The sequence below is a fragment of the Stenotrophomonas sp. CFBP8994 genome (assembly GCF_034044835.1).
Taxonomy (GTDB): Bacteria; Pseudomonadota; Gammaproteobacteria; order Xanthomonadales; family Xanthomonadaceae; genus Stenotrophomonas; species Stenotrophomonas rhizophila_A.
Map to the genome: position 1 here is coordinate 134,827 of NZ_JAXCWT010000004.1, position 20,162 is coordinate 154,988.

General features: G+C 67.1%; 17 protein-coding genes. 11 read left to right on the forward strand and 6 right to left on the reverse strand.

The annotated features are described in order from the left end of the window. Positions 1-4 precede the first annotated feature (4 nt). The gene (locus SOM39_RS12695) at positions 5-1,501 is read right to left on the reverse strand and encodes an aminotransferase class III-fold pyridoxal phosphate-dependent enzyme (protein WP_320458524.1); all 1,497 of its coding nucleotides are present in this window, start codon (positions 1,499-1,501) and stop codon (positions 5-7) included. Between the two features lie 248 nt (positions 1,502-1,749). Between SOM39_RS12695 and queA the strand changes: the two genes are divergently transcribed. The 6 genes from queA (at position 1,750) to fabV (ending at position 8,812) form a co-directional block, all read left to right on the forward strand. Next, positions 1,750-2,781, forward strand: a complete 1,032-nt coding sequence (gene queA, locus SOM39_RS12700) for a tRNA preQ1(34) S-adenosylmethionine ribosyltransferase-isomerase QueA (protein WP_099047392.1) — start codon at positions 1,750-1,752, stop codon at positions 2,779-2,781. Between the two features lie 58 nt (positions 2,782-2,839). Further along, complete coding sequence (gene tgt, locus SOM39_RS12705) at positions 2,840-3,970, forward strand: tRNA guanosine(34) transglycosylase Tgt (protein ID WP_184123948.1); 1,131 nt, start codon at positions 2,840-2,842, stop codon at positions 3,968-3,970. Positions 3,971-4,123: 153 nt separating this feature from the next. Next, a complete protein-coding gene (gene yajC, locus SOM39_RS12710; protein ID WP_068851197.1) occupies positions 4,124-4,468 on the forward strand; it encodes a preprotein translocase subunit YajC in 345 nt (114 codons plus the stop codon). A gap of 61 nt (positions 4,469-4,529) precedes the next feature. Next, positions 4,530-6,386, forward strand: coding sequence for a protein translocase subunit SecD (secD, locus tag SOM39_RS12715; RefSeq protein ID WP_068851200.1), 1,857 nt, complete (start codon positions 4,530-4,532; stop codon positions 6,384-6,386). Positions 6,387-6,402: 16 nt separating this feature from the next. Continuing rightward, on the forward strand, positions 6,403-7,383 hold the full coding sequence (secF, locus tag SOM39_RS12720; RefSeq protein WP_068851203.1) for a protein translocase subunit SecF: 981 nt from the start codon (positions 6,403-6,405) through the stop codon (positions 7,381-7,383). 172 nt (positions 7,384-7,555) lie between these two features. Then, positions 7,556-8,812 (forward strand): enoyl-ACP reductase FabV, encoded by a 1,257-nt coding sequence (fabV, locus tag SOM39_RS12725; protein ID WP_320458525.1) that lies wholly within the window; start codon positions 7,556-7,558, stop codon positions 8,810-8,812. Between the two features lie 461 nt (positions 8,813-9,273). On the opposite strand, the gene SOM39_RS12730 is transcribed toward fabV, so the two are convergent. The 3 genes from SOM39_RS12730 to SOM39_RS12740 all read right to left on the reverse strand — a co-directional run bounded on the left by SOM39_RS12730 (position 9,274) and on the right by SOM39_RS12740 (position 13,183). Next, on the reverse strand, positions 9,274-11,343 hold the full coding sequence (locus SOM39_RS12730; RefSeq protein WP_320458526.1) for a GGDEF/EAL domain-containing response regulator: 2,070 nt from the start codon (positions 11,341-11,343) through the stop codon (positions 9,274-9,276). Positions 11,344-11,433: 90 nt separating this feature from the next. Next, positions 11,434-12,618: an NAD(P)/FAD-dependent oxidoreductase gene (locus tag SOM39_RS12735; protein ID WP_320458527.1), complete on the reverse strand. Its 1,185-nt coding sequence runs from the start codon at positions 12,616-12,618 to the stop codon at positions 11,434-11,436. Positions 12,619-12,628: 10 nt separating this feature from the next. After that, entirely contained in the window at positions 12,629-13,183 is a 555-nt protein-coding gene (locus SOM39_RS12740) for a YaeQ family protein (RefSeq protein WP_184123933.1), read from the reverse strand. 42 nt (positions 13,184-13,225) lie between these two features. On the opposite strand from SOM39_RS12740, the gene SOM39_RS12745 reads away from it, so the two are divergent. From SOM39_RS12745 to SOM39_RS12765, 5 genes are all read left to right on the forward strand, one after another. Further along, on the forward strand, positions 13,226-14,110 hold the full coding sequence (locus tag SOM39_RS12745; protein ID WP_320458528.1) for a pseudouridine synthase: 885 nt from the start codon (positions 13,226-13,228) through the stop codon (positions 14,108-14,110). 321 nt (positions 14,111-14,431) lie between these two features. Next, positions 14,432-14,641, forward strand: a complete 210-nt coding sequence (locus SOM39_RS12750) for a cold-shock protein (protein ID WP_068851222.1) — start codon at positions 14,432-14,434, stop codon at positions 14,639-14,641. A gap of 102 nt (positions 14,642-14,743) precedes the next feature. After that, positions 14,744-15,436 carry a glutathione S-transferase gene (locus SOM39_RS12755; RefSeq protein WP_320458529.1) on the forward strand — a complete coding sequence of 231 codons (693 nt, stop codon included), beginning with the start codon at positions 14,744-14,746 and terminating at the stop codon, positions 15,434-15,436. Positions 15,437-15,473: 37 nt separating this feature from the next. Then, entirely contained in the window at positions 15,474-17,039 is a 1,566-nt protein-coding gene (locus SOM39_RS12760; protein ID WP_320458530.1) for a protein adenylyltransferase SelO, read from the forward strand. A 40-nt stretch (positions 17,040-17,079) separates the two neighbouring features. Continuing rightward, complete coding sequence (locus tag SOM39_RS12765) at positions 17,080-17,616, forward strand: adenine phosphoribosyltransferase (RefSeq protein ID WP_320458531.1); 537 nt, start codon at positions 17,080-17,082, stop codon at positions 17,614-17,616. Here the strand turns inward: SOM39_RS12765 and dbpA are convergent, their stop codons facing one another. Next, positions 17,617-18,993: an ATP-dependent RNA helicase DbpA gene (dbpA, locus tag SOM39_RS12770; protein ID WP_068851234.1), complete on the reverse strand. Its 1,377-nt coding sequence runs from the start codon at positions 18,991-18,993 to the stop codon at positions 17,617-17,619. Between the two features lie 16 nt (positions 18,994-19,009). After that, on the reverse strand, positions 19,010-20,074 hold the full coding sequence (locus SOM39_RS12775) for a YeiH family protein (protein ID WP_320458532.1): 1,065 nt from the start codon (positions 20,072-20,074) through the stop codon (positions 19,010-19,012). Positions 20,075-20,162: the final 88 nt, after the last annotated feature.

Genomic DNA, 20,162 nt, shown 5'->3' on the forward strand with positions numbered 1-20,162 from the left:
GCCGTCAGGCGGCCTGCGATTGTTCCCGGCGCGGGCCCTCTTTCAGGGCGCGGCCGACCAGGTTCACCAGCAGGTCCAGTTCGTCGCTGTCCATCCCGAAATGCGGGGTGAAGCGCAGCGAGTTCTCGCCGCCATGGATCACGTTGATGCCATGGTTGCGCAGCCATTCCTCAGTGGAATGGGTGCCGTAGCACTTGAACTGCGGGGCCAGCTCGCAGGAGAACAGCAGGCCGGTGCCCTGCACCTTGGTGATCAGTCCGCCCAGTTCGGCCTTGAGCTGCTCCAGCTTGCGCACGGCCTCTTCGCCGCGCTGGCGGATGTTGTCGCGCACCTGCGGGGTCAGCAACGACAGCGTCGCGCAGGCCACGTCCAGCGCACGCGGGTTGCTGGTCATCGTGTTGCCATAGATGCCCTTGCGGTACAGCTGCGCGGCATGCTCGGTCACCGCCAGCACCGACAGCGGGAACTGCGCGGCGTTCAGGGCCTTGGAATAGGTCTCCATGTCCGGCACGTCCAGGCCCTCGAAGCCGGGGTAATCCACGATCGACAGCACGCCGTGCGCGCGCAGGCCGGCCTGGATCGAATCCAGCAGCAGCAGGCTGCCGTGCTGGCGGGTCAGTTCACGCGCCAGCGCATAGAACGACGGCGGCACCGCACGCCCCGGGTCGCCTTCGCCCATCACCGGTTCCAGGAAGATCGCTTCGATGAACCAGTGGTTCTGCTCGGCCTCGGCGAAGACCCGCTTCAGGGCCTCCTCGTCGTACGGCGCGATCGCGATCACCGTGTCCTCGCCGCGGTAGCTGGCCAGGTGCTGCAGGTAGGTCTTGCGGCTGGAATCGGAGTACAGGCCGGGGCGGTCGGTACGGCCGTGGAAGCTGCCCTTGACCACCACCCGCTTGATCTTCGCGCCGGCGTGGCGCGCACCCGGGTCGGTCTGCAGCTTGGCGTTGACATCGGCGATGCGCGCGGCCAGGCCGACCGCTTCGGAGCCGGAGTTCAGGCACATGAACCGCGCATACGGGCAGCCGCCACGGCGGTGCCCGATCTCGGCGCGAAGCGCCTTGATGAAGCGCTGCTGCGACAGGCTCGGCGTCATCACGTTGGCCATGACCTGCGGGGCGGCCATCGCCTCCAGTACCGCCTCCGGGGTATGCCCGAAGCCGAGCATGCCGTAGCCGCCGGCGTCGTACAGCACCGCACCCTTGAGGGTCACCACCCAGGCGCCGCGGGCGGCGAGGGCGACGTACGGGGTCACGGCGTCATCGGCGTAGAAATTGACGAAGCCGTCCTGCATCGCATCGATCTGGGCACGCTCATCCAGCGCCAGCACCTCCTCCAGGTCGGCGCGGACGCGCTCGAATTCGGCGGCGGCGGCGTCAACGGCTGCCACCAGCTGCGGGTGGCCGGTAGCCAGGCGTTCAAGGGTGGCGTCATCCAGGCCGGTGGTGAGGCGGGTGCCGGGCTGGGCGCGAAGGGGGGCGAGGCGTTCGATGAAGCTCATTGCAGATCTCCTGAAACGATTGGCGGCATGGCGCAAATGCAAAACGCGCGACCGGGGGCGCGCGCCTGGGGCAATGCGGCTCATGCATCAGACTTCCGGTTCGATGCTATCACGCGGTTTTTCGCGCGATAACCCCGCAAAAAACTGTTGCAAAGCAGCATTTTGCGCGACGTTCAACGCTTCTGGCGTTGCCACCGGGGGCCAGTCGTACAATGCCCGACATTGTCTACACGTTGCCGTGCGCTCCCTTGAAGAAGTCCGACTTCCATTACGACCTTCCCGCTGAACTGATCGCCCAGGCCCCGCTCGCCGAGCGCTCGGCCAGCCGCCTGATGGTGGTGCCGCAGGCCCCGGCCGCGTTCGAACACCGCCAGGTGCGCGACCTGCCGTCGCTGCTGCAGGCCGGCGACCTGCTGGTCTTCAACGATACCCGGGTGATCCCGGCCCGGCTGTTCGGCCAGAAGGCCAGCGGAGGCCGGGTGGAAATCCTGATCGAACGCCTGCTGGGCGGGCAGCAGGCCCGGGCCCAGGTGGGCGCCAGCAAATCGCCGAAGCCAGGCAGCCGGATCGCGCTCGATGCCGGCGGCGAGGCCGAGGTGCTGGGCCGCGATGGCGAGTTCTACGTGCTGCGGTTCCACGTGCCCGAGCCGCTGGAACAGTGGCTGCTCCACGCGGGGAGGCTGCCATTGCCGCCCTACATCCAGCGCGAGCCGGGGCTGGACGACCGCGAGCGCTACCAGACCGTGTTCGCGCGCGAAGTGGGCGCGGTGGCCGCACCGACGGCCGGCCTGCACTTCGATGAAGGCCTGCTGGCGGCGCTGGCCGCGCAGGGCGTGGGCTTCGGCCACGTGACCCTGCATGTGGGCGCGGGTACCTTCCAGCCGGTCCGTGCCGACGACCTCAAGGACCACGTGATGCACCGCGAGTGGCTGAACGTGGGCCCCGAACTGGTCCAGCAGGTACGCCGCACGCGCGCCGCCGGTGGCCGGGTGATCGGCGTGGGCACCACCGTGGTGCGCGCGCTGGAAAGCGCCATGCGCGACGGCGAGCTGCTGCCATACGCGGGCGAAACCCAGATCTTCATCACCCCGGGCTACCGGATCCGCAGCGTGGACGCGATGGTCACCAACTTCCACCTGCCCGAAAGCACGCTGCTGATGATGATTTCCGCCTTCGCCGGGCAGGCGCGGGTGTTCGAGGCCTACCGCGCCGCGATCGAGGAAAAGTACCGCTTCTTCAGCTATGGCGACGCCATGTTGTTGTTCCCGCAGGCGGATTGAGCGCGTCGGCGGCGGTTTTCGGCGATAATCGGCAATTATTTGCCCGAATGCCCGCTCCATGTCCCGACTCCAGTTCCAGCTCCAGACCACCGACGGGCGCGCCCGCCGTGGCCGCCTGACCTTCCCGCGCGGGACGGTGGAAACCCCGGCCTTCATGCCGGTGGGTACCTATGGGACGGTCAAGGGCATCCTGCCGGAGCAGATCCGCGCGCTGGGCGCCGAGATCATCCTGGGCAACACCTTCCATCTGTACCTGCGCCCGGGCCTGGACGTGATCGCCGACCACGGCGGCCTGCACGGGTTCGCGCGCTGGAACGGGCCGATCCTGACCGATTCCGGTGGTTTCCAGGTGTTTTCGCTGGCGCATCGCCGCAAGATCACCGAACAGGGCGTCACCTTCGCCTCGCCGACCGACGGTGCCCGGGTGTTCCTGGGCCCGGAAGAGAGCATGAAGATCCAGAAGGTGCTCGATTCGGACATCGTGATGATCTTCGACGAGTGCACCCCGTACCCGGCCACCGAGCCGGTGGCGCGCACCTCGATGGAGCTGAGCCTGCGCTGGGCCCAGCGCAGCCGCAACGCGCACGACGCACTGGGCAATGACGCGGCGCTGTTCGGCATCGTCCAGGGCGGGGTCCACCACGACCTGCGCAGCCGCTCGGCCGAGGGCCTGCAGCAGATCGGCTTCGACGGCTACGCCATCGGTGGCCTGGCCGTGGGCGAGCCCGAGCACGAGCGCAACGCGATGCTCGACCACATGCACCCGATCCTGCCCGCCGACCGCCCGCGTTACCTGATGGGCGTGGGTCGGCCGGAAGACCTGGTCGAAGGCGTCGCCCGCGGCGTGGACATGTTCGATTGCGTGATGCCGACCCGCAACGCACGCAACGGCCACTATTTCACCTCGTTCGGCACCGTGCGCATCCGCAACGCCCGCTATGAGCGCGACATGGACACCATCGAGCCGGGCTGCGGCTGCCATGCCTGCACCAGTGGCTACACCCGCTCGTACCTGCGCCACCTGGACCGCTGCAACGAAATGCTGGCGCCGATGCTGGGCACCCTCCATAACCTGTACTACTACGAGAAGCTGATGGCCGACATGCGCGCGGCCATCGCGGCGGGAACCTTCGAGGCCTTCCGCGAGTCCTTCTATGCGGCCCGGGGCATGGCCACGCCGCCGCTGTAAGCGGCCGGCCCGGCCCCGATCCGGCGCGCGGACCCTGCCAAACGGCCCAAGGACGAACTCCCGGGGCCGTGGCATACTTCGCGGCTGACCCCTGTTTCGCGGCGACTCCCGACCCCATAAGGGGTAGGGCGCCTCCCAACCCAAGGACACACCATGAACCTGATCGCCTTCCTGATTCCCGCCGCCCACGCCCAAGCCGCTGGTGGCCAGCCGCAGGGCATGGGCCTGACCACGCTGCTGTTCCCGATCATCCTGATCGCGATCATGTACTTCCTGATGATCCGCCCGCAGATGAAGCGCCAGAAGGAACACAAGGCGATGCTGGAGAAGATCAAGATCGGCGACGAAGTGCTGACCAATGGCGGCATCGCCGGCACCGTCAAGGCCATCGGCGACAACTTCGTCACCATCGAAGTGTCCGACAACGTGAACATCCGCGTGCAGAAGGGCGCCGTGGGCAACGTGCTGCCGACCGGCACCCTGAAGTCGGCCAACTAAGCCACTCCCTTTCCGAAGCACAACCGCGGCGCCGGGACTGGCGCCGCGCAGGAACCTGGCAATGCTTGAATTTCCACGCTGGAAGTACGTCGTCATCCTGATCGTACTGGCGCTCAGCGCGCTGTACGCGCTGCCCAACATCTACCAGAAGGACCCCGCCGTCCAGATCACCGCCAACCGTGGCGGCCAGGTCGATGACGCCCTTCGCACCCGCGTGCTGGCCGACCTGAAGCAGGCCGGGATCAACACCATCGGCGCGGACAAGGAAGGCGAGAGCCTGATCGTGCGCCTGCCGGACCTGCAGGCGCAGGCGGCGGCCAGCGCCCGGCTGCGCGACAGCGTCGGCGAGAACTACACGGTGGCCCTGAACCTGGCCTCGACCGTGCCGGACTGGCTGCAGCGCCTGGGCGGTCGCCCGATGGTGCTGGGCCTGGACCTGCAGGGTGGCGTGCACTTCGTGCTGCAGGTGGACCAGAAGGCGGCCATCGACAAGCGCATGGATGCCTACGCCGAAGACGTGCGCGGCACGCTGCGCGAGGCGCGCGTTCCGTTCCAGTCGGTGGAGCGACGCCCTGACAATTCGATCGTCGCCACGCTGAGCCCGTCGACCGACGATGCCGCCGCCGAGCGTGCACGGCTGGCGCTGGTAAAGGCACAGCCGACCCTCGGTTATGACGTGTCCGGCAAGCGCCTGACGGTGACCGTGCCGGACGCCGAGCTGAGCCAGATCACCAACGGTGCGATCGAGCAGAACATCAACACGCTGCGCAACCGCGTCAACCAGCTGGGCGTGGCCGAACCGATCATCCAGCGCCAGGGTGCCGACCGCGTGGTCGTGCAGCTGCCGGGCGTGCAGGACACCGCCGAAGCCAAGCGCATGATCGGCGCGACCGCAACGCTCGAATACCGCGCGGTGGTCGATGGCAACGCGCAGGACGCCATCGACACCGGCCGCATTCCGCCGGAAGCCAAGGTCTACAAGCGTCGCGACAGCGGCGTCCCGATCCTGCTGAACAAGCGCGTGATCGTCACCGGTGACCAGATGGTGGCCGCGCAGGCGGTCAACGACGCCACCACCGGCACCCCGTCGGTGAGCGTGACGCTCAACAGCGTCGGCGGCCAGCGCATGTTCGATTTCACCAGTGCCAATGTCGGCAAGCCGATGGCGGTGGTGTACACCGAGCGCGTGCCGACCGTGACCATGGTTGATGGCAAGGAAGTGCGCAGCTTCCGCGTCAACGAGGAAGTGATCTCGGTGGCCAACATCAACGGCGTGTTCGGCAAGAACTTCCAGACCACCGGCCTGGAGAAGAAGGAATCGGAAGAACTCGCCAAGCTGCTGAAGTCCGGCTCGCTTGCTGCGCCGATGGACTTCGTGGAAGAGCGCGTGGTCGGCCCGAGCCTGGGTGCGGAGAACGTGGAGCGCGGCATCACGGCGGTGGTCTACGCCTTCATGTTCACCCTGGTCTTCTTCACCATCTACTACCGCATGTTCGGCCTGATCACCTCGGTGGCGATGCTGTTCAACCTGCTGATCGTGGTGGCGGTGATGTCGCTGTTCGGTGCCACCATGACCCTGCCGGGCTTTGCCGGCCTGGCGTTGTCGGTGGGCCTGTCGGTCGACGCCAACGTGCTGATCAACGAGCGCATCCGCGAGGAACTGCGTGCGGGCATGCCGGGCAAGACCGCGATTGTGACCGGTTATGAACGCGCCAGCGGCACCATCCTCGACGCCAACCTGACCGGTCTGATCGTCGGTGTGGCGCTGTTCGCCTTCGGCACCGGTCCGCTGAAGGGCTTCGCCCTGACGATGATCATCGGTATCTTCGCCTCGATGTTCACCGCGATCACCGTATCGCGCGCACTTGCGACGCTGATCTACGGCCGTCGCAAGAAGCTCCAGAACGTGGCCATCTGACGGGACGACACGCACAATGAAACTGTTTCCGCTGCACATCCTCCCGAACGACACCAAGATCGACTTCATGCGTTGGCGCCATGTCGCCATGGCAGTCACGATCGCGTTGTTCCTGGCCTCGGTTGCCATCATCGGCATCAAGGGCTTCACCTTCGCACTGGACTTCACCGGCGGCACCCTGATCGAAGCGCGCTTCGATCGCCAGATGGACGTCGAGGAGGTCCGCTCGCGCCTGGAAGCCAATGGCTTCGAGGGCACCCAGGTGCAGAGCTTCGGTGGCAACACCGACGTGCTGATCCGCCTGGCCCCGCACGGCGAACATGCACCGGGTACCGGTGCGGCCAGCGCCGAAGACAAGGCCACCGGCGACGCGGTCCTCAAGGCGATCACCACCAGCGAGAACCCGGCCACGATCCTGCGCAACGAGTTCGTGGGCCCGCAGATCGGCAAGGACCTGGCGTTGAACGGCCTGTACGCGACGATCTTCATGCTGGCCGGCTTCCTGATCTACATCGGCTTCCGCTTCGAATGGAAGTTCGCGGTCACTGCCAGCATCGTGGCCCTGTTCGACCTGCTGGTGACGCTGGCCTACATGTCGCTGATGGGCCGCGAGTTCGACCTGAACCTGCTGGCCGGTCTGCTGTCGGTGATGGGCTTTGCGATCAACGACATCATCGTGGTGTTCGACCGTGTCCGCGAAAACTTCCGCAGCCTGCGTGCCGACCCGCTGGAAGTGCTGAACCGCTCGATCAACCAGACGCTGTCGCGTACGGTGATCACCGCGGTGATGTTCTTCCTGTCGGCACTCGCCCTGTACATGTACGGCGGCGCCTCGCTGGAAGGCCTGGCCGAAACCCACATGGTGGGTGCGGTGATCGTGGTGCTGTCCTCGATCCTGGTGGCCGTGCCGATGCTGACCATCGGCTTCCTGCGCGTGAGCAAGCAGGACCTGCTGCCCAAGGCCAAGGACGTCGAAGCCCTGGAACGCCGGCCGTAACGGTTGCCGGCCCAGGCCGGCAACTCCGGTGGCACATGAAGAAACCGCGCGCTGCGCGGTTTTTTCATGTCTACCGTACCGGGGCGTCGGTTGTGCTGTCTGGCCGTGCGCACTACGATTCCCGGGTTGCGTGCGGCCGTTCCCGAGGCCCACCATTCCCATCGAGGTCATCATGGTCATCAAACCGCGTGTGCGCGGCTTCATCTGCGTCACCACCCATCCGGTCGGCTGCGACGCGGCCGTCAAGCAGCAGATCGATTACATCCAGGCCCAGCCGAAGGTGCCGAACGGTCCCAAGCGGGTGCTGGTGCTGGGTGCGTCCACCGGTTATGGCCTGGCCGCGCGCATCACCGCCGCGTTCGGCAGCGGTGCGGCCACGCTGGGCGTGTTCTTCGAGCGTCCGGGCACCGAAACCAAGCCGGGCACGGCAGGCTGGTACAACTCGGCCGCGTTCCAGAAGTACGCCGAGCAGGCGGGCCTGTACGCGCGCAGCGTGAACGGCGATGCGTTCTCGGACGAGGTCAAGGCCAAGGTCATCGAGCTGATCAAGCAGGACCTGGGCCAGGTCGACCAGGTGGTGTACAGCCTGGCGGCGCCGCGCCGCAAGCACCCGAAGACCGGCGAAGTGATCAGTTCCACGCTCAAGCCGATCGGCGCGCCGATCACGCTGCGCGGGCTGGATACGGACAAGGAAGTGATCACCGAAACCACGATCGAGCCGGCCACGCCGGAAGAGATCGCCGGCACGGTGGCGGTGATGGGCGGCGAAGACTGGCAGATGTGGATCGACGCGCTGCTGGAAGCCGGCGTACTGGCGGACGGCGCCACCACCACGGCCTTCACCTACGTGGGCGAAGAGATCACCCAGGCGATCTACTGGAACGGTTCGATCGGTGCGGCCAAGAAGGACCTGGACCAGAAGGTGCAGGGCATCCGCGCCAAGCTCGCGCCGATCAACGGCGACGCGCGCGTGTCGGTGCTCAAGGCGGTGGTGACCCAGGCCAGCTCGGCGATCCCGACCATGCCGCTGTACCTGTCGCTGCTGTTCAAGGTGATGAAGGAGCGCGGCACGCACGAGGGCTGCATCGAGCAGCTCGACACGCTCTACGACATCATCTACGGCGGCAAGGAAAGCGGCGCGGCGGTCGAGCGCCTTCGCCACCAGCTGTTGGCCGATGGCCGCACGGTGGAGCTGGTCGACGAAGCCGGACGCCTGCGTGCGGACTACAAGGAAATGGCGCCGGACGTGCAGGCCGAAGTGGTGGCGCTGTGGCCGCAGGTCACCAACGAGAACCTGTACGAGATCAGCGACCTGGCCGGCTACAAGGCCGACTTCCTGCGCCTGTTCGGGTTCGGCGTGGACGGCGTGGATTACGACGCGGACGTGCCCACCGATGTGGCCATTCCGAACCTGGTTGATCTGACCTGAGTCTGGGCTGCTGAAAAGCTGAAAAGCAAAATGCCGCCCGGTCTGGGCGGCATTTTTGTTTTTTGGTTCCGCGTAGAGCAGCGTCTCGATCCCTGCGAGTGGGTCGGCTGGCGGGCAGCCCTCTACGGGACACGCCGTAAACCCATCCATGGGGGCTTGGCAAAAACATCCATGTTTTTGACAGTCCCTACGAGGGCTGCCCGCCAACCGCCCCCGACAGATGGCCGCATGCGGTTGGAAGATCAAGATCAAGAGCAGCGACGCAGGGCGTCGCTCTACGGCTCTATACCACTGGCCACCAGCCAACCGTCAATGGGTCGGCGGGGGTGGGTTTGCGGGACTGTAGAAAACATGGATGTTTTCTACAAGCCCCCATGGATGGGTTCACGGCGTGTCCCGCAAACCCACCCCCGCCGGCCCAAAACAGTGAAACCGCAGGCCCCTGCTTTTGCTGTCAGCAATCAACCAAAATCAAAGTTCATCGCAGGCGCGGCAGGCCCCACGAACTCACCCTGCACGTAATCAACGCCTGCGCTGAACAGCAGGCTCATCGAGCCGTTGTCGGCGACGAACTCGGCGATGGTGCGGATGTTGGCTTCCTGCGCGCGCGTGGTGATTTCGGCGATCTTCTCGCTGTTCTCGCGGGTGCGGGCGAAGTCGCTGGTGAAGTCGCGGTCCAGCTTGAGGAACTGGGGCTGGAAGTGTGCCAGCAGCTGGAACGAATCCAGGCCCGAGCCGAACTGCTCCAGGCCGATCCGGCAGCCCAGCGGCGCCACGTCGGCCAGGAACTGCTGCGCGTTGCGCAGATGGGTGAACACCTTCGCTTCCGGTGCATGCAGCCACAGCCGCTCGCCCGGTACGCCGTGCGCCTGCAGCTCGCGGCGGATGGTGGCCACCATCTGCGGGTCGTTGAATGACTCCGGCGTGATCTTCACCATCATGTGCGTGGCATGGCCCGCGCGCTCGCGCTCGCCCAGCACGCTGATCGCATGCGCCACCACCCAACGGTTGATGTCTGCCAGCAGCCCATGTTCCTCGGCAATGCCCAGGAAAGCGGTCGGGCTGAGCAGCTCGCCGTTGTTGTCCAGGCGCAGGTACGCCTCGTACAGCTCCAGCGGTTCGCCGCCCAGGTTGAGCACCGGCTGGTAATGCAGCTGGAAGCCGTCGCCGGCCAGCGCCTCGTTGATCCGGGCCACCCAGCGCTGGATGCGTTCTTCTTCCACGCGGTCCACTGCCGCCGGATCGAAGATCCGGCTGGTGTTGCCCAGCTCCGATGCAGCCTGCTGGCATTCGGTGGCGCGCGCCAGCACCTGGCCGATGCTCGCGATCTTCTCGCCGACCTGTACACCGCCAATGCTGACCGTGACCGTGGCCGAACGCTCGCCGATGCTGAACACCTGCGCCGCGAACGCCTCGCGGATCCGGTCCGCCAGTGCCTCGGTCTGGGCGAACGCACCTTCGGTCAGCACCGCCAGGCTGTGCTCGCCGAAGCGGGCCAGCTGCGCGGTGTCGCCGACGGTGTCGGCCAGCACCCGCGCCAGCGCTGCGATCAGGGCATCGGCCGAGTCCAGCCCGATATCCGGCAGCAGGCGCGCGTAGTGGTCCGGTTCGATCAGCAACAGGCCGAACCGGCCCTCGCTGCGGCCGGCCTGGGCCACCGCGTTTTCCACGTGCAGCATGAAGGTCTGGCGGTTGAGCAGGCCGGTGACCTGGTCGCGCTGGCGCAGGTCCTCGACCTCGCGGGCCAGCTCCGGGTCGAATTCCATGCGGCGGCGGAACACCACCTGCAGGCAGCTTTCGCCTTCATAGGTGGCCGGGGTGAATTCCATCGTGGCGGCGAACACCGCCCCGTCCTGGTTGCGCGCGTCCACCTGGTACTGCGGCGGCGGCGCTTCGCCCTTGCTCAGCGACTTGAGCAGCTGCTTGAAGCCGTCCACGTGCTGCGGGGCGACCATGTCCAGCAGCGAAATGCCTTCCACGTCGTCGAACGATTCGAACCCGAACATCTCCAGGTACGCCTCGTTGGCGCGGATGTGCATGCCTTCATGGACGTAGGCGATCGGGTCGCGCGAGGAGGAGATCAGCGCGTCGCAGCGGCGCTCGGTCTCGCGCATCTGCGCCTCGATGCGGCGCAGGCCACGGCGCGCGTGCAGGTCGGTCCACTCGTTGCGCACCACCGCCAGCAGGTGCTCGGGGCGGCTGCGCAGGGCCACCGCGCGGATGCCGTTGGCACTGGCTTCCACCCATTCGGTTTCGTTGATGGTCTCGGCCAGCAGGATCATCGGAATGTCCTTGCCGCTGGCCGCGATCTGCTGGGTGACCTGCAGCAGCGGGATGCTCTGCGCGGGCGCGGCCAGCACCAGGTCGATCGGCTGGCCGCCGATGATCTGGCCCAGCTCCTCGACGTTCTGCGGGCGCGCCGGGCGCACGGCAATGCCGCTGTTGCGCAGCATGCTGACGATGGTTTCGGCGTTCTCGCCGCTGTCATCCACGATCAGCAGGCGGACGGTGATGTCATTCGCGTTCTGCATTCACTACTCCCCGGACTGCAAACTTGATACACGATGCATGTGACTTCGTCCATGCCGGCGGCGGGCGCCGATCACGGAATGAAGGGGCCGCTACACGACCTGGCCGGCGGCATGGCCGCTGGCCCAGGCCCACTGGAAGTTGTATCCCCCCAGCCAGCCGGTGACATCCAGCACTTCGCCGACGAAATGGAGACCCGGCACCAGCTGCGACTCGAACGTGCTGGACGACACCTTGCGGGTGTCCACGCCCCCCAGCGTGACCTCCGCGGTACGGTACCCTTCGGTGCCGCTGGCCACCAGTGGGAAATCCTGCAGCAGCGCGGCGGCCTGGCGCAGCTCGCGCTCGTCGATCTGGCGCACCGGACGGTCCGGCAGCCAGTGTTCGCACAGGCGCAGCGCCAACCGGCGCGGCAGCACCTCGGACAATACCGTGCGCAGCTCGGCCGCGCCCCGGTCGCGTTTCATGGTGCGCAGCCAGTCTTCGGCATCCTGTCCCGGAAGCAGGTCCAGGCGCAGGTCGTCGCCCGGTTGCCAGAACGAGGAGATCTGCAGGATCGCCGGGCCGCTGATGCCGCGATGGGTAATCAGCATCGAGTTGCGGAACTCCATGTCGTTGCAGCGCGCCGCGATCGGCAGCGCCACCCCGCTCAGGTCATGGAAGCGCTCCTGGTGCTTGCCGCTCAGGGTCAGCGGCACCAGCCCGGCGCGGGTCGACAGCACCTCGTGGCCGAACTGGCGGGCCAGCTCGTAGCCGAAGCCGGTGGCCCCCAGGCTGGGGATGGACAGGCCGCCGGTGGCGACCACCAGCGAGGCGGCATGGAAGCGGCCCTGCGCGGTCTGCACGTGGAAGCCGTCCGCACCGCGCTCGACCTTCTCCACCGCGCAGTCGGTCCGGATCTGCGCGCCGGCGGCCGTGCATTCGTCCACCAGCATGCGCACGATCTGCTTGGACGAGATGTCGCAGAACAGCTGGCCCAGCTCCTTCTCGTGGTAGGCGATGCCGTGCCGCTCGACCATGTCGATGAAGTCCCATGGCGTGTAGCGCGCCAGCGCGGACTTGCAGAAGTGCGGGTTGGCCGACAGGAAGTTGGCCGGGGTGGTGCCGGTGTTGGTGAAATTGCAGCGGCCACCGCCGGACATCAGGATCTTCTTGCCGACCTTGTTGGCATGGTCGATCACCTGCACCATGCGCCCGCGCCGGCCGGCGGTGAGCGCGCACATCAGCCCGGCAGCGCCGGCACCGATCACCAGGACATCGCAGCGGATCGTACTCATCGGCGCTGGATCAGGCCTGCGGCTTCTGCTTGCGCCAGGTCGGGGTGAAGGTCAGTTCCTTCGTGTCCGAGATCAGCCGCACTTCGCCGTCCTGGATCATCACGTCCCAGCGCATGGTGCGCTCGATCTGCTCGCCAAGCTCGGTGACGAGGTCGCCCGGCAGGTCCATGACCTCCAGCGACGCCAGCTTGTTCAACGCCGCGCTGTTGCGCTTCCACCAGGTGTCGGTGAGGTTGCTGCTGCCGTACATCACCAGCTGCACCGCGCGGGCACGCCCACTGGCCTTGCGCAGGCGGGATTCGTCCGGTTGGCCCAGATCGATCCACAGTTCGATGTCGCCGGTGTAGTCCCGGCGCCACAGGTCCGGCTCGTCGTCCACGCTCAGCCCGCGGCCGAATTCCAGCCGTTCGTCGGCGTTCAGGGCAAAGGTCAGCATGCGCACCATCAGGCGCTCATCGGTTTCCGACGGGTGCTGGGCCAGGGTCAGGTTATGGGTGGCGTAGTAGCCACGATCCATGTCGCTGATCTGCAGTTGGGCCTTGCGGATGGTGGCGGTGAGGGCCATGGGGGTACCGTAAACAAAGAGCACCATGATAATGCGTGGGGTATGCACCCGTCCGATCCGATTACCGGCCACGTTGCCGCCAGCCGCCTGCAGTTGCCCCCGGGCGACTGGCGCTGCCTGCTGGATGGGCTGTGCGCGCGGTTCCCGCGCATCGACCGTGGCCAATGGCAGGACCGGTTCGCCCGCGGCCGGGTGCGCGATGCGCAGGGCAGGGCGCTGGCGGCCGAGCACCCCTGGCAGGTGGGGCTGGAGATCCACTACTTCCGTGAGGTGGCGGACGAGCCGGTGATTCCGCACCAGGAGGCCATCGTGCATGTCGACGCGCACCTGCTGGTGGCGGACAAACCGCACTTTCTGCCGGTGACCCCGGCCGGCGGGTACGTGCAGCAGACCCTGCTGGCGCGGCTGGTGGCGCGGACCGGCAATCCCGACCTGGTGCCATTGCATCGATTGGACCGATTGACGGCCGGTCTGGTGCTTTTCTCTACATGCCCTGAGACGCGCGATGCATACCAGCGGCTGTTCCGGGAGCGGCGCATCGTAAAGACCTATGAGGCCATTGCGCCGGGACTGCCCGGGCGGGCGTTCCCGCTGGAGCGGCACAGCCGGCTGGTGCCGGGCGAGCCGTTCTTCCGCATGACCGAGGCCCCGGGCGAGCCGAATGCGCGGACGCGGGTCGAGGTGATCGACGCGGCGGGCCCGTTCTGGCGCTATCGCCTGCATCCGGAGACCGGCCGCAAACACCAGCTGCGCGTGCATATGGCCGCGCTTGGGGCGCCGATCTGCGGGGATGACCTGTATCCGGAACTGAACCCGGCCGGGCAGGGCGCTGCTGCACCTGTGCTTCAACTGCTGGCGAAGGCCCTCGCGTTCGAGGACCCGCTGACCGGCGAGTCCAGACAGTTCAGCAGCGGGCTGAACCTTTAGGGCCGCTGGGCCTGCCGTTTGGCTGCAATTAAGGCGGAAAATACATGAATAGGGTGTCGGAATTCGTGTAGCATTCCCCAATCCCTTGTCCTGTCAGGCGGGAGGGGGGAGGTGGCTGAATAACCCAGCTATCGCTTTTTCGGTAAAAGACGCGTATCGTCCCCCACACTGTGTTTGCTAGGGTCACCGTGAATCGTGGCCTGATGCGGTTGATCTCACGATCCGCTCATCGATCCGCTTTACCAACGCCTGCAACTCAGTCTCGGCTCCGGAAATCCGGTGGTCGCGATTATTTCAACTTATGTTTCAGGAGTTAGTTACATGTCTGATCGTCAGAGCGGTACCGTCAAGTGGTTCAACGATGCCAAGGGCTTCGGCTTCATCACCCCGGAAAGCGGCCCGGACCTGTTCGTGCACTTCCGTGCCATCCAGGGCACCGGCTTCAAGTCGCTGCAGGAAGGCCAGAAGGTGACCTTCGTCGCCGTGCAGGGCCAGAAGGGCATGCAGGCTGACCAGGTGCAGGCCGCCTAATAGGCTCCTGCCACCGCAAGGTGCCAAGAACGCCGGAAGCGAAAGCTTCCGGCGTTTTTTATTGCGGGTAGCATGGGCGTTTGCCCCCCTGCGGACCTGCCGATGATCAAGGTGCACCATCTGGACCACTCGCGCTCACAGCGCGTGCTGTGGATGCTTGAAGAGCTGAACCTGCCGTACCAGCTGGTTACCTACCAGCGTGACCCGAAAACCTGGCTGGCCCCGCAGGCGCTGCGCGACATCCATCCGCTGGGCAAATCGCCCGTGCTGCAGGACGATGCCCTGGTCCTGGCGGAATCCGGCGCGATCCTGGAATACCTCGCTGACCGCTACGACAGTGGCCGCCAGCTGTCGCCCGAGCCGATGCCGGCGCAGGCCGCCGAGCGCGTGCGCTATCGCTACTGGATGCATTACGCCGAAGGCTCGGCGATGCCGCCATTGCTGATGAGCCTGGTGTTCGCGCGGGTGCGCAAGGCACCGATGCCGTTCTTCGCCAAACCGATCGCGCGCGGAATCGCCGACAAGGTGATGAAGGGTTTCGTAGGCCCGCAGCTGAAGCTGCACCTGGACTGGATGGAGCGCGAACTGGCCAGCTCGCCCTGGTTCGCGGGTGAGCGCTTCACCGCCGCCGACATCCAGATGAGCTTCCCGATCCAGGCCGCGGCCGCGCGCGCCGGCAGCATGGAGCGCTATCCCAAGCTGCAGGCATACCTGGCCCGGATCGCACAGCGCCCCGCGTTCCAGCGTGCCGTGGAGCGCGGTGGCCCGCTCGACCTGGGCGCGGGCGCGGCCTGAGCTTGCGGGGGCGTTCCGACGCCCCCACCTTGTCGTGATGAGCACTGAACCGCTGCGCTTCGACAACCGATTCATCCGGGACCTGCCCGGCGACGACGAAACCGGCCCCCGCGTGCGCGAGGTGCGCGGCGCGGCGTGGTCGGCGGTGATGCCCACGCCGGTGGCCGCGCCCACGCTGCTGGCGTACTCGCCTGGACTCGCGGAGCAGTTGGGTCTGGGCCAGGATCTGCTGGACAGCCCGGATTTTGCCCGCGTGTTCGGCGGCAACGCCCTGTATGACGGCATGCAGCCCTGGGCCGCCAACTATGGCGGGCACCAGTTCGGGCACTGGGCCGGCCAGCTCGGCGACGGCCGCGCCATTTCACTGGGCGAGCTGGTCGCGCCGGAGGGTGCGCGCTGGGAGCTGCAGCTGAAGGGGGCGGGGCGCACGCCCTATTCGCGCGGCGCCGACGGCCGTGCCGTGCTGCGCTCGTCGATCCGCGAATTCCTGTGCAGCGAAGCGATGCATCACCTTGGCGTGCCGACGACGCGTGCGCTCAGCCTGGTTGCCACGGGTGACAGCGTGGTGCGCGACATGTTCTACGACGGCCATCCCGAAGCGGAACCGGGTGCGGTGGTGTGCCGGGTGGCGCCCTCGTTCCTGCGCTTTGGCAGCTTCGAGCTGCCCGCGTCGCGCGGTGACGTGACGTTGCTGCGGCAGCTTGTCGACCTGTGCATCGCGCGCGATTTTCCCGAACTGGACGATGCCGGCGAACAACGGTACGCCGCCTGGTTCGCGCAGGTCTGCGAGCGCACGGCGGTGCTGGTGGCGCACTGGATGCGGGTCGGCTTCGTGCATGGGGTGATGAACACCGACAACCTGTCCATCCTCGGCCTCACCATCGATTACGGCCCGTATGGCTGGGTGGACGACTACGATCCGGACTGGACCCCCAACACCACCGATGCGCAGGGCCGGCGTTACCGCTTCGGCACCCAGCCGCAGGTGGCGTACTGGAACCTGACCCGGCTGGCGCAGGCGCTGGCGCCGCTGTTCGACGACGTGGCCCCGCTGCACGAAGGACTGGCGCGTTTCCAGGCCGTGCATGCGCGCTGCGAGCGTGACGACATTGCCGCCAAGCTGGGCCTTGCCGAGTGCCAGGATGCGGACCTGGCATTGATGGCCGATTGGCTGACCCTCCTGCACGATGGCGAGATGGACATGACGCTCGCGTTCCGTGGCCTGATCGACCTCGATCCGCAGGCGCCCCGGCTCGCCGTACTGGAAGAGGCGTTCTACAGCGAGGCACGACGTGAGGCCGTGCTGCCTGCGCTCCAGCAGTGGTTGCAGCGGTATGTGGCCAGGCTGCAGGCGGACGCCCTCGACCCCGTGCAGCGCCGGGAGCGCATGGCCGCAGCCAATCCGCTGTACGTGCTGCGCAACTGGCTGGCGCAGGAAGCCATCGAGCTGGCGGGGCAGGGCGACCTCAGTGGCGTGCACACGCTGCAGGAGGTGCTGCGCCGTCCGTATGAGGTCCAGCCCGGGCGTGAACACTATGCGGCCAAGCGGCCGGAGTGGGCGCGCAACAAGGCCGGCTGCTCGATGCTGTCCTGCAGTTCATGAGGCCGGGTTACCCTATGCCACCCATTCGTTGTTTCCCGCCATGACCGATCTTCCCGCCACGCCCGCCTGGGCCGGCCGCCTGCGCGACGTCGCTGATTTCCCCAAGCCGGGCATCCTGTTCAAGGACATCATGCCGCTGCTGGCCGATGGCGATGATTTTGCCGCCGCCATCGATGCGATGGTCGCGCCGTGGCGCGAGGCACGGCTGGATGCGGTGATGGGGATCGAGTCGCGCGGCTTCATCCTCGGCGCGGCGATGGCCCGCGTACTGGGCGTGGGCTTCGTGCCCGTGCGCAAGCCGGGCAAGCTGCCCGGCCGCACGCTGAAGCAGGACTACACGCTGGAATACCGCACCGACTGCATCGAAGTGCATGCCGATGCATTGCCGCCGGGCGCGCGCGTGCTGGTGGTGGACGATGTGCTCGCCACCGGCGGCACGCTGCTGGCCGCGCTGTCGCTGGCCAGGCAGCTGCAGGTCGAGGTGCTCGGCGCCGCCGTGCTGGTCGAACTGGCTGGCCTCGGCGGCCGCGAACGTTGGACCAGCGATGTGCCGCTGGTCGCGAACCTGGTGTACTGATTACATCTTCCGCACGCGGAAACGCCGGCCCTTGATCTTGCCCGCTTCCAGGCGGGCGATGGCCTTGCCCACGTGTTCGCGGGCGATCGCCACGTAGGAACGGGTGGCGTAGATGTCGATCTTGCCGATCACCTTGGCCGACAGCCCGGCATCGCCGGTCAATGCACCCAGGATGTCGCCGGGACGCAGCTTGTCGGTCTTGCCGCCGTCGATGCGCAGCGTTTCCATCGCCGCCTGCGGCAGTACCGCCGGGCGTGCGGTGGCCAGCGGGGTCTTCTGCCAGTCCAGCGGCTTGCCCTGCGCCGCTTCCAGCGCATCGGCGCGGTTGCGCTCGCGGTGGGTCACCAGGCTGATCGCCAGCCCGGTGGCGCCGGCGCGGCCGGTGCGGCCCACGCGGTGTTCGTAGGTTTCAATGTCGGTGGGCAGCTCGTAATTGATCACCGCCGCCAGGTCCTGCACGTCCAGCCCGCGCGCGGCCACGTCGCTGGCCACCAGCACGTTGCAGCTGCGGTTGGCGAAGCGCACCAGCACTTCGTCACGGTCGCGCTGCTCCATTTCGCCATGCAGCGGCAACGCGGAGAAGCCGAACTGCTGCAGCGATACGGCCACGTCATCCACGTCGCGGCGGGTGTTGCAGAACACCACGGTCGATTCCGGCGTGTACTTCAGCAGCAGGCCGGCCAGCGCCTTCTGCTTGCTGGCCAGGTCCACTTCGCAGAACAGGTGGCGGATCGCCGGGGCGTGGTCGGCGCCTTCCACGGTCACTTCCACCGGATCGCGCAGCAGCACGCGCGCGATCTCGCGGATCTCGTCGGGGTAGGTGGCCGAGAACAGCAGCGTCTGGCGGTCCTTGCTGGTGCGGCCGGCGATTTCGCGGATCGGTTCTTCAAAGCCCATGTCGAGCATGCGGTCGGCTTCGTCCAGCACCAGCGTGGTCACCCCGCCCAGCTTCAGGGCGCGCTTGCGACCCAGTTCCTGGATGCGACCGGGTGTGCCGACCACCACGTGCGGGTCGTGTGCTTCCAGCGACGCCAGCTGGGGCGCCAGCGGCATGCCACCGGTCAGCACCACCAGCTTGAGGTTGGGAATGCCGGTGGCCAGCTTGCGGATCTGCTTGCCGACCTGGTCGGCCAGTTCGCGGGTGGGGCACAGTACCAGCGCCTGCGCGCGGATCACCGCCGGGTCCAGCGCCTGCAGCAGCCCCAGTCCGAAGGCGGCGGTCTTGCCGCTGCCGGTGGGCGCCTGGGCGATCAGGTCGCGACGGGCGAGGATGGCGGGCAGCGCCTGCGCCTGCACGGGAGTCATCTGGGTATAGCCCAGCGCGTCGATGCCCGCCGCCAGCGAGGCCGACAGGGGCAGTTCGGAGAATTCGTTCATGCCACATTCTACCCGCTCAGCCGATCAGCCAGTGAACCGCCAGGTTGATCCCCAACCCACCAACGAGCAGCCATGCAAACAGCAGCAGCGCCAGCAGCAGTGGCTTCGGCCCCGCCCGGCGCAGGGCGGACACGTGGGTGGTCAGGCCCAGCGCGGCCATCGCCATGGCCAGCAGCACGGTATCCAGATCGATGGCCGCGCCGACCACGGCGGGCGGCAGCAGGTGCAGCGAGTTGATGCCTGCCACCGCCACGAAACCGAACGCAAACCAGGGCACCACGATCCTGGCCCGCGCCGTGCCGGGCTGCGTCGCATGGCCGCGGGCCAGCAGCAGCGACAGCGCTACCAGGAACGGGGCGAGCATCATCACGCGCACCATCTTGGCAATCACGGCGGTATCGGCGGCCCCTTCGCTGACCGCGCGCCCGGCCGCCACCACCTGGGCCACTTCATGCACCGTCGAGCCGGTGAACACCCCATAGGCCTGTTCACCCAGCGCCAGCCAGGCGTGTTCCAGGTTCAGCTGGTACAGCGCCGGATACAGGAACATTGCCAGCGTGCCGAACACCACCACGGTCGACACCGCCACGGTGGCCTGTTCGGCGCGGCCACGTACCACCGGCTCGGCGGCCATCACCGCGGCCGCCCCGCAGATCGCGCTGCCGGCGCCGATCAGCATCGCGGTATCGCGGTCTACCCCGAACCAGCGGGTCCCGGCCCACCACGCCAGCCCGAAGGTGCTGGTCAGTACCAGTGCGTCCATCAGCACGCCGCCTGCGCCGACCTGGCCGATGTCCTGGAAGGTCAGGCGCATGCCGTACAGGACGATGCCGGCGCGCAGCAGCCAGTGCTTGGCGAAGCCCACACCGTCTGCCGACGATGCGGCCAGGTGCGGGTACACGGTGTTGCCCAGTGCGATGCCCAGCACGATGGCCAGGGTGAGTGCACTGATGCCGTGCGCCTGCAGCCATGGCACGGAGGACAGGCCGATGCCCGCCGCCGCCAGGCTGGCGGTCAGCAGCAGGCCGGGCACCCGGCGGCGCCAGCGTTGGAATGCACCCGGGGTGGGGGCGCTCGCCATTGAAGTGGTCACGGCTCGTTCTCGTCGAAACAGGGCTACAGCGTGCCCTTGACGATTCAACTGGTAAAACGCATTGTTTGTGTCGAAT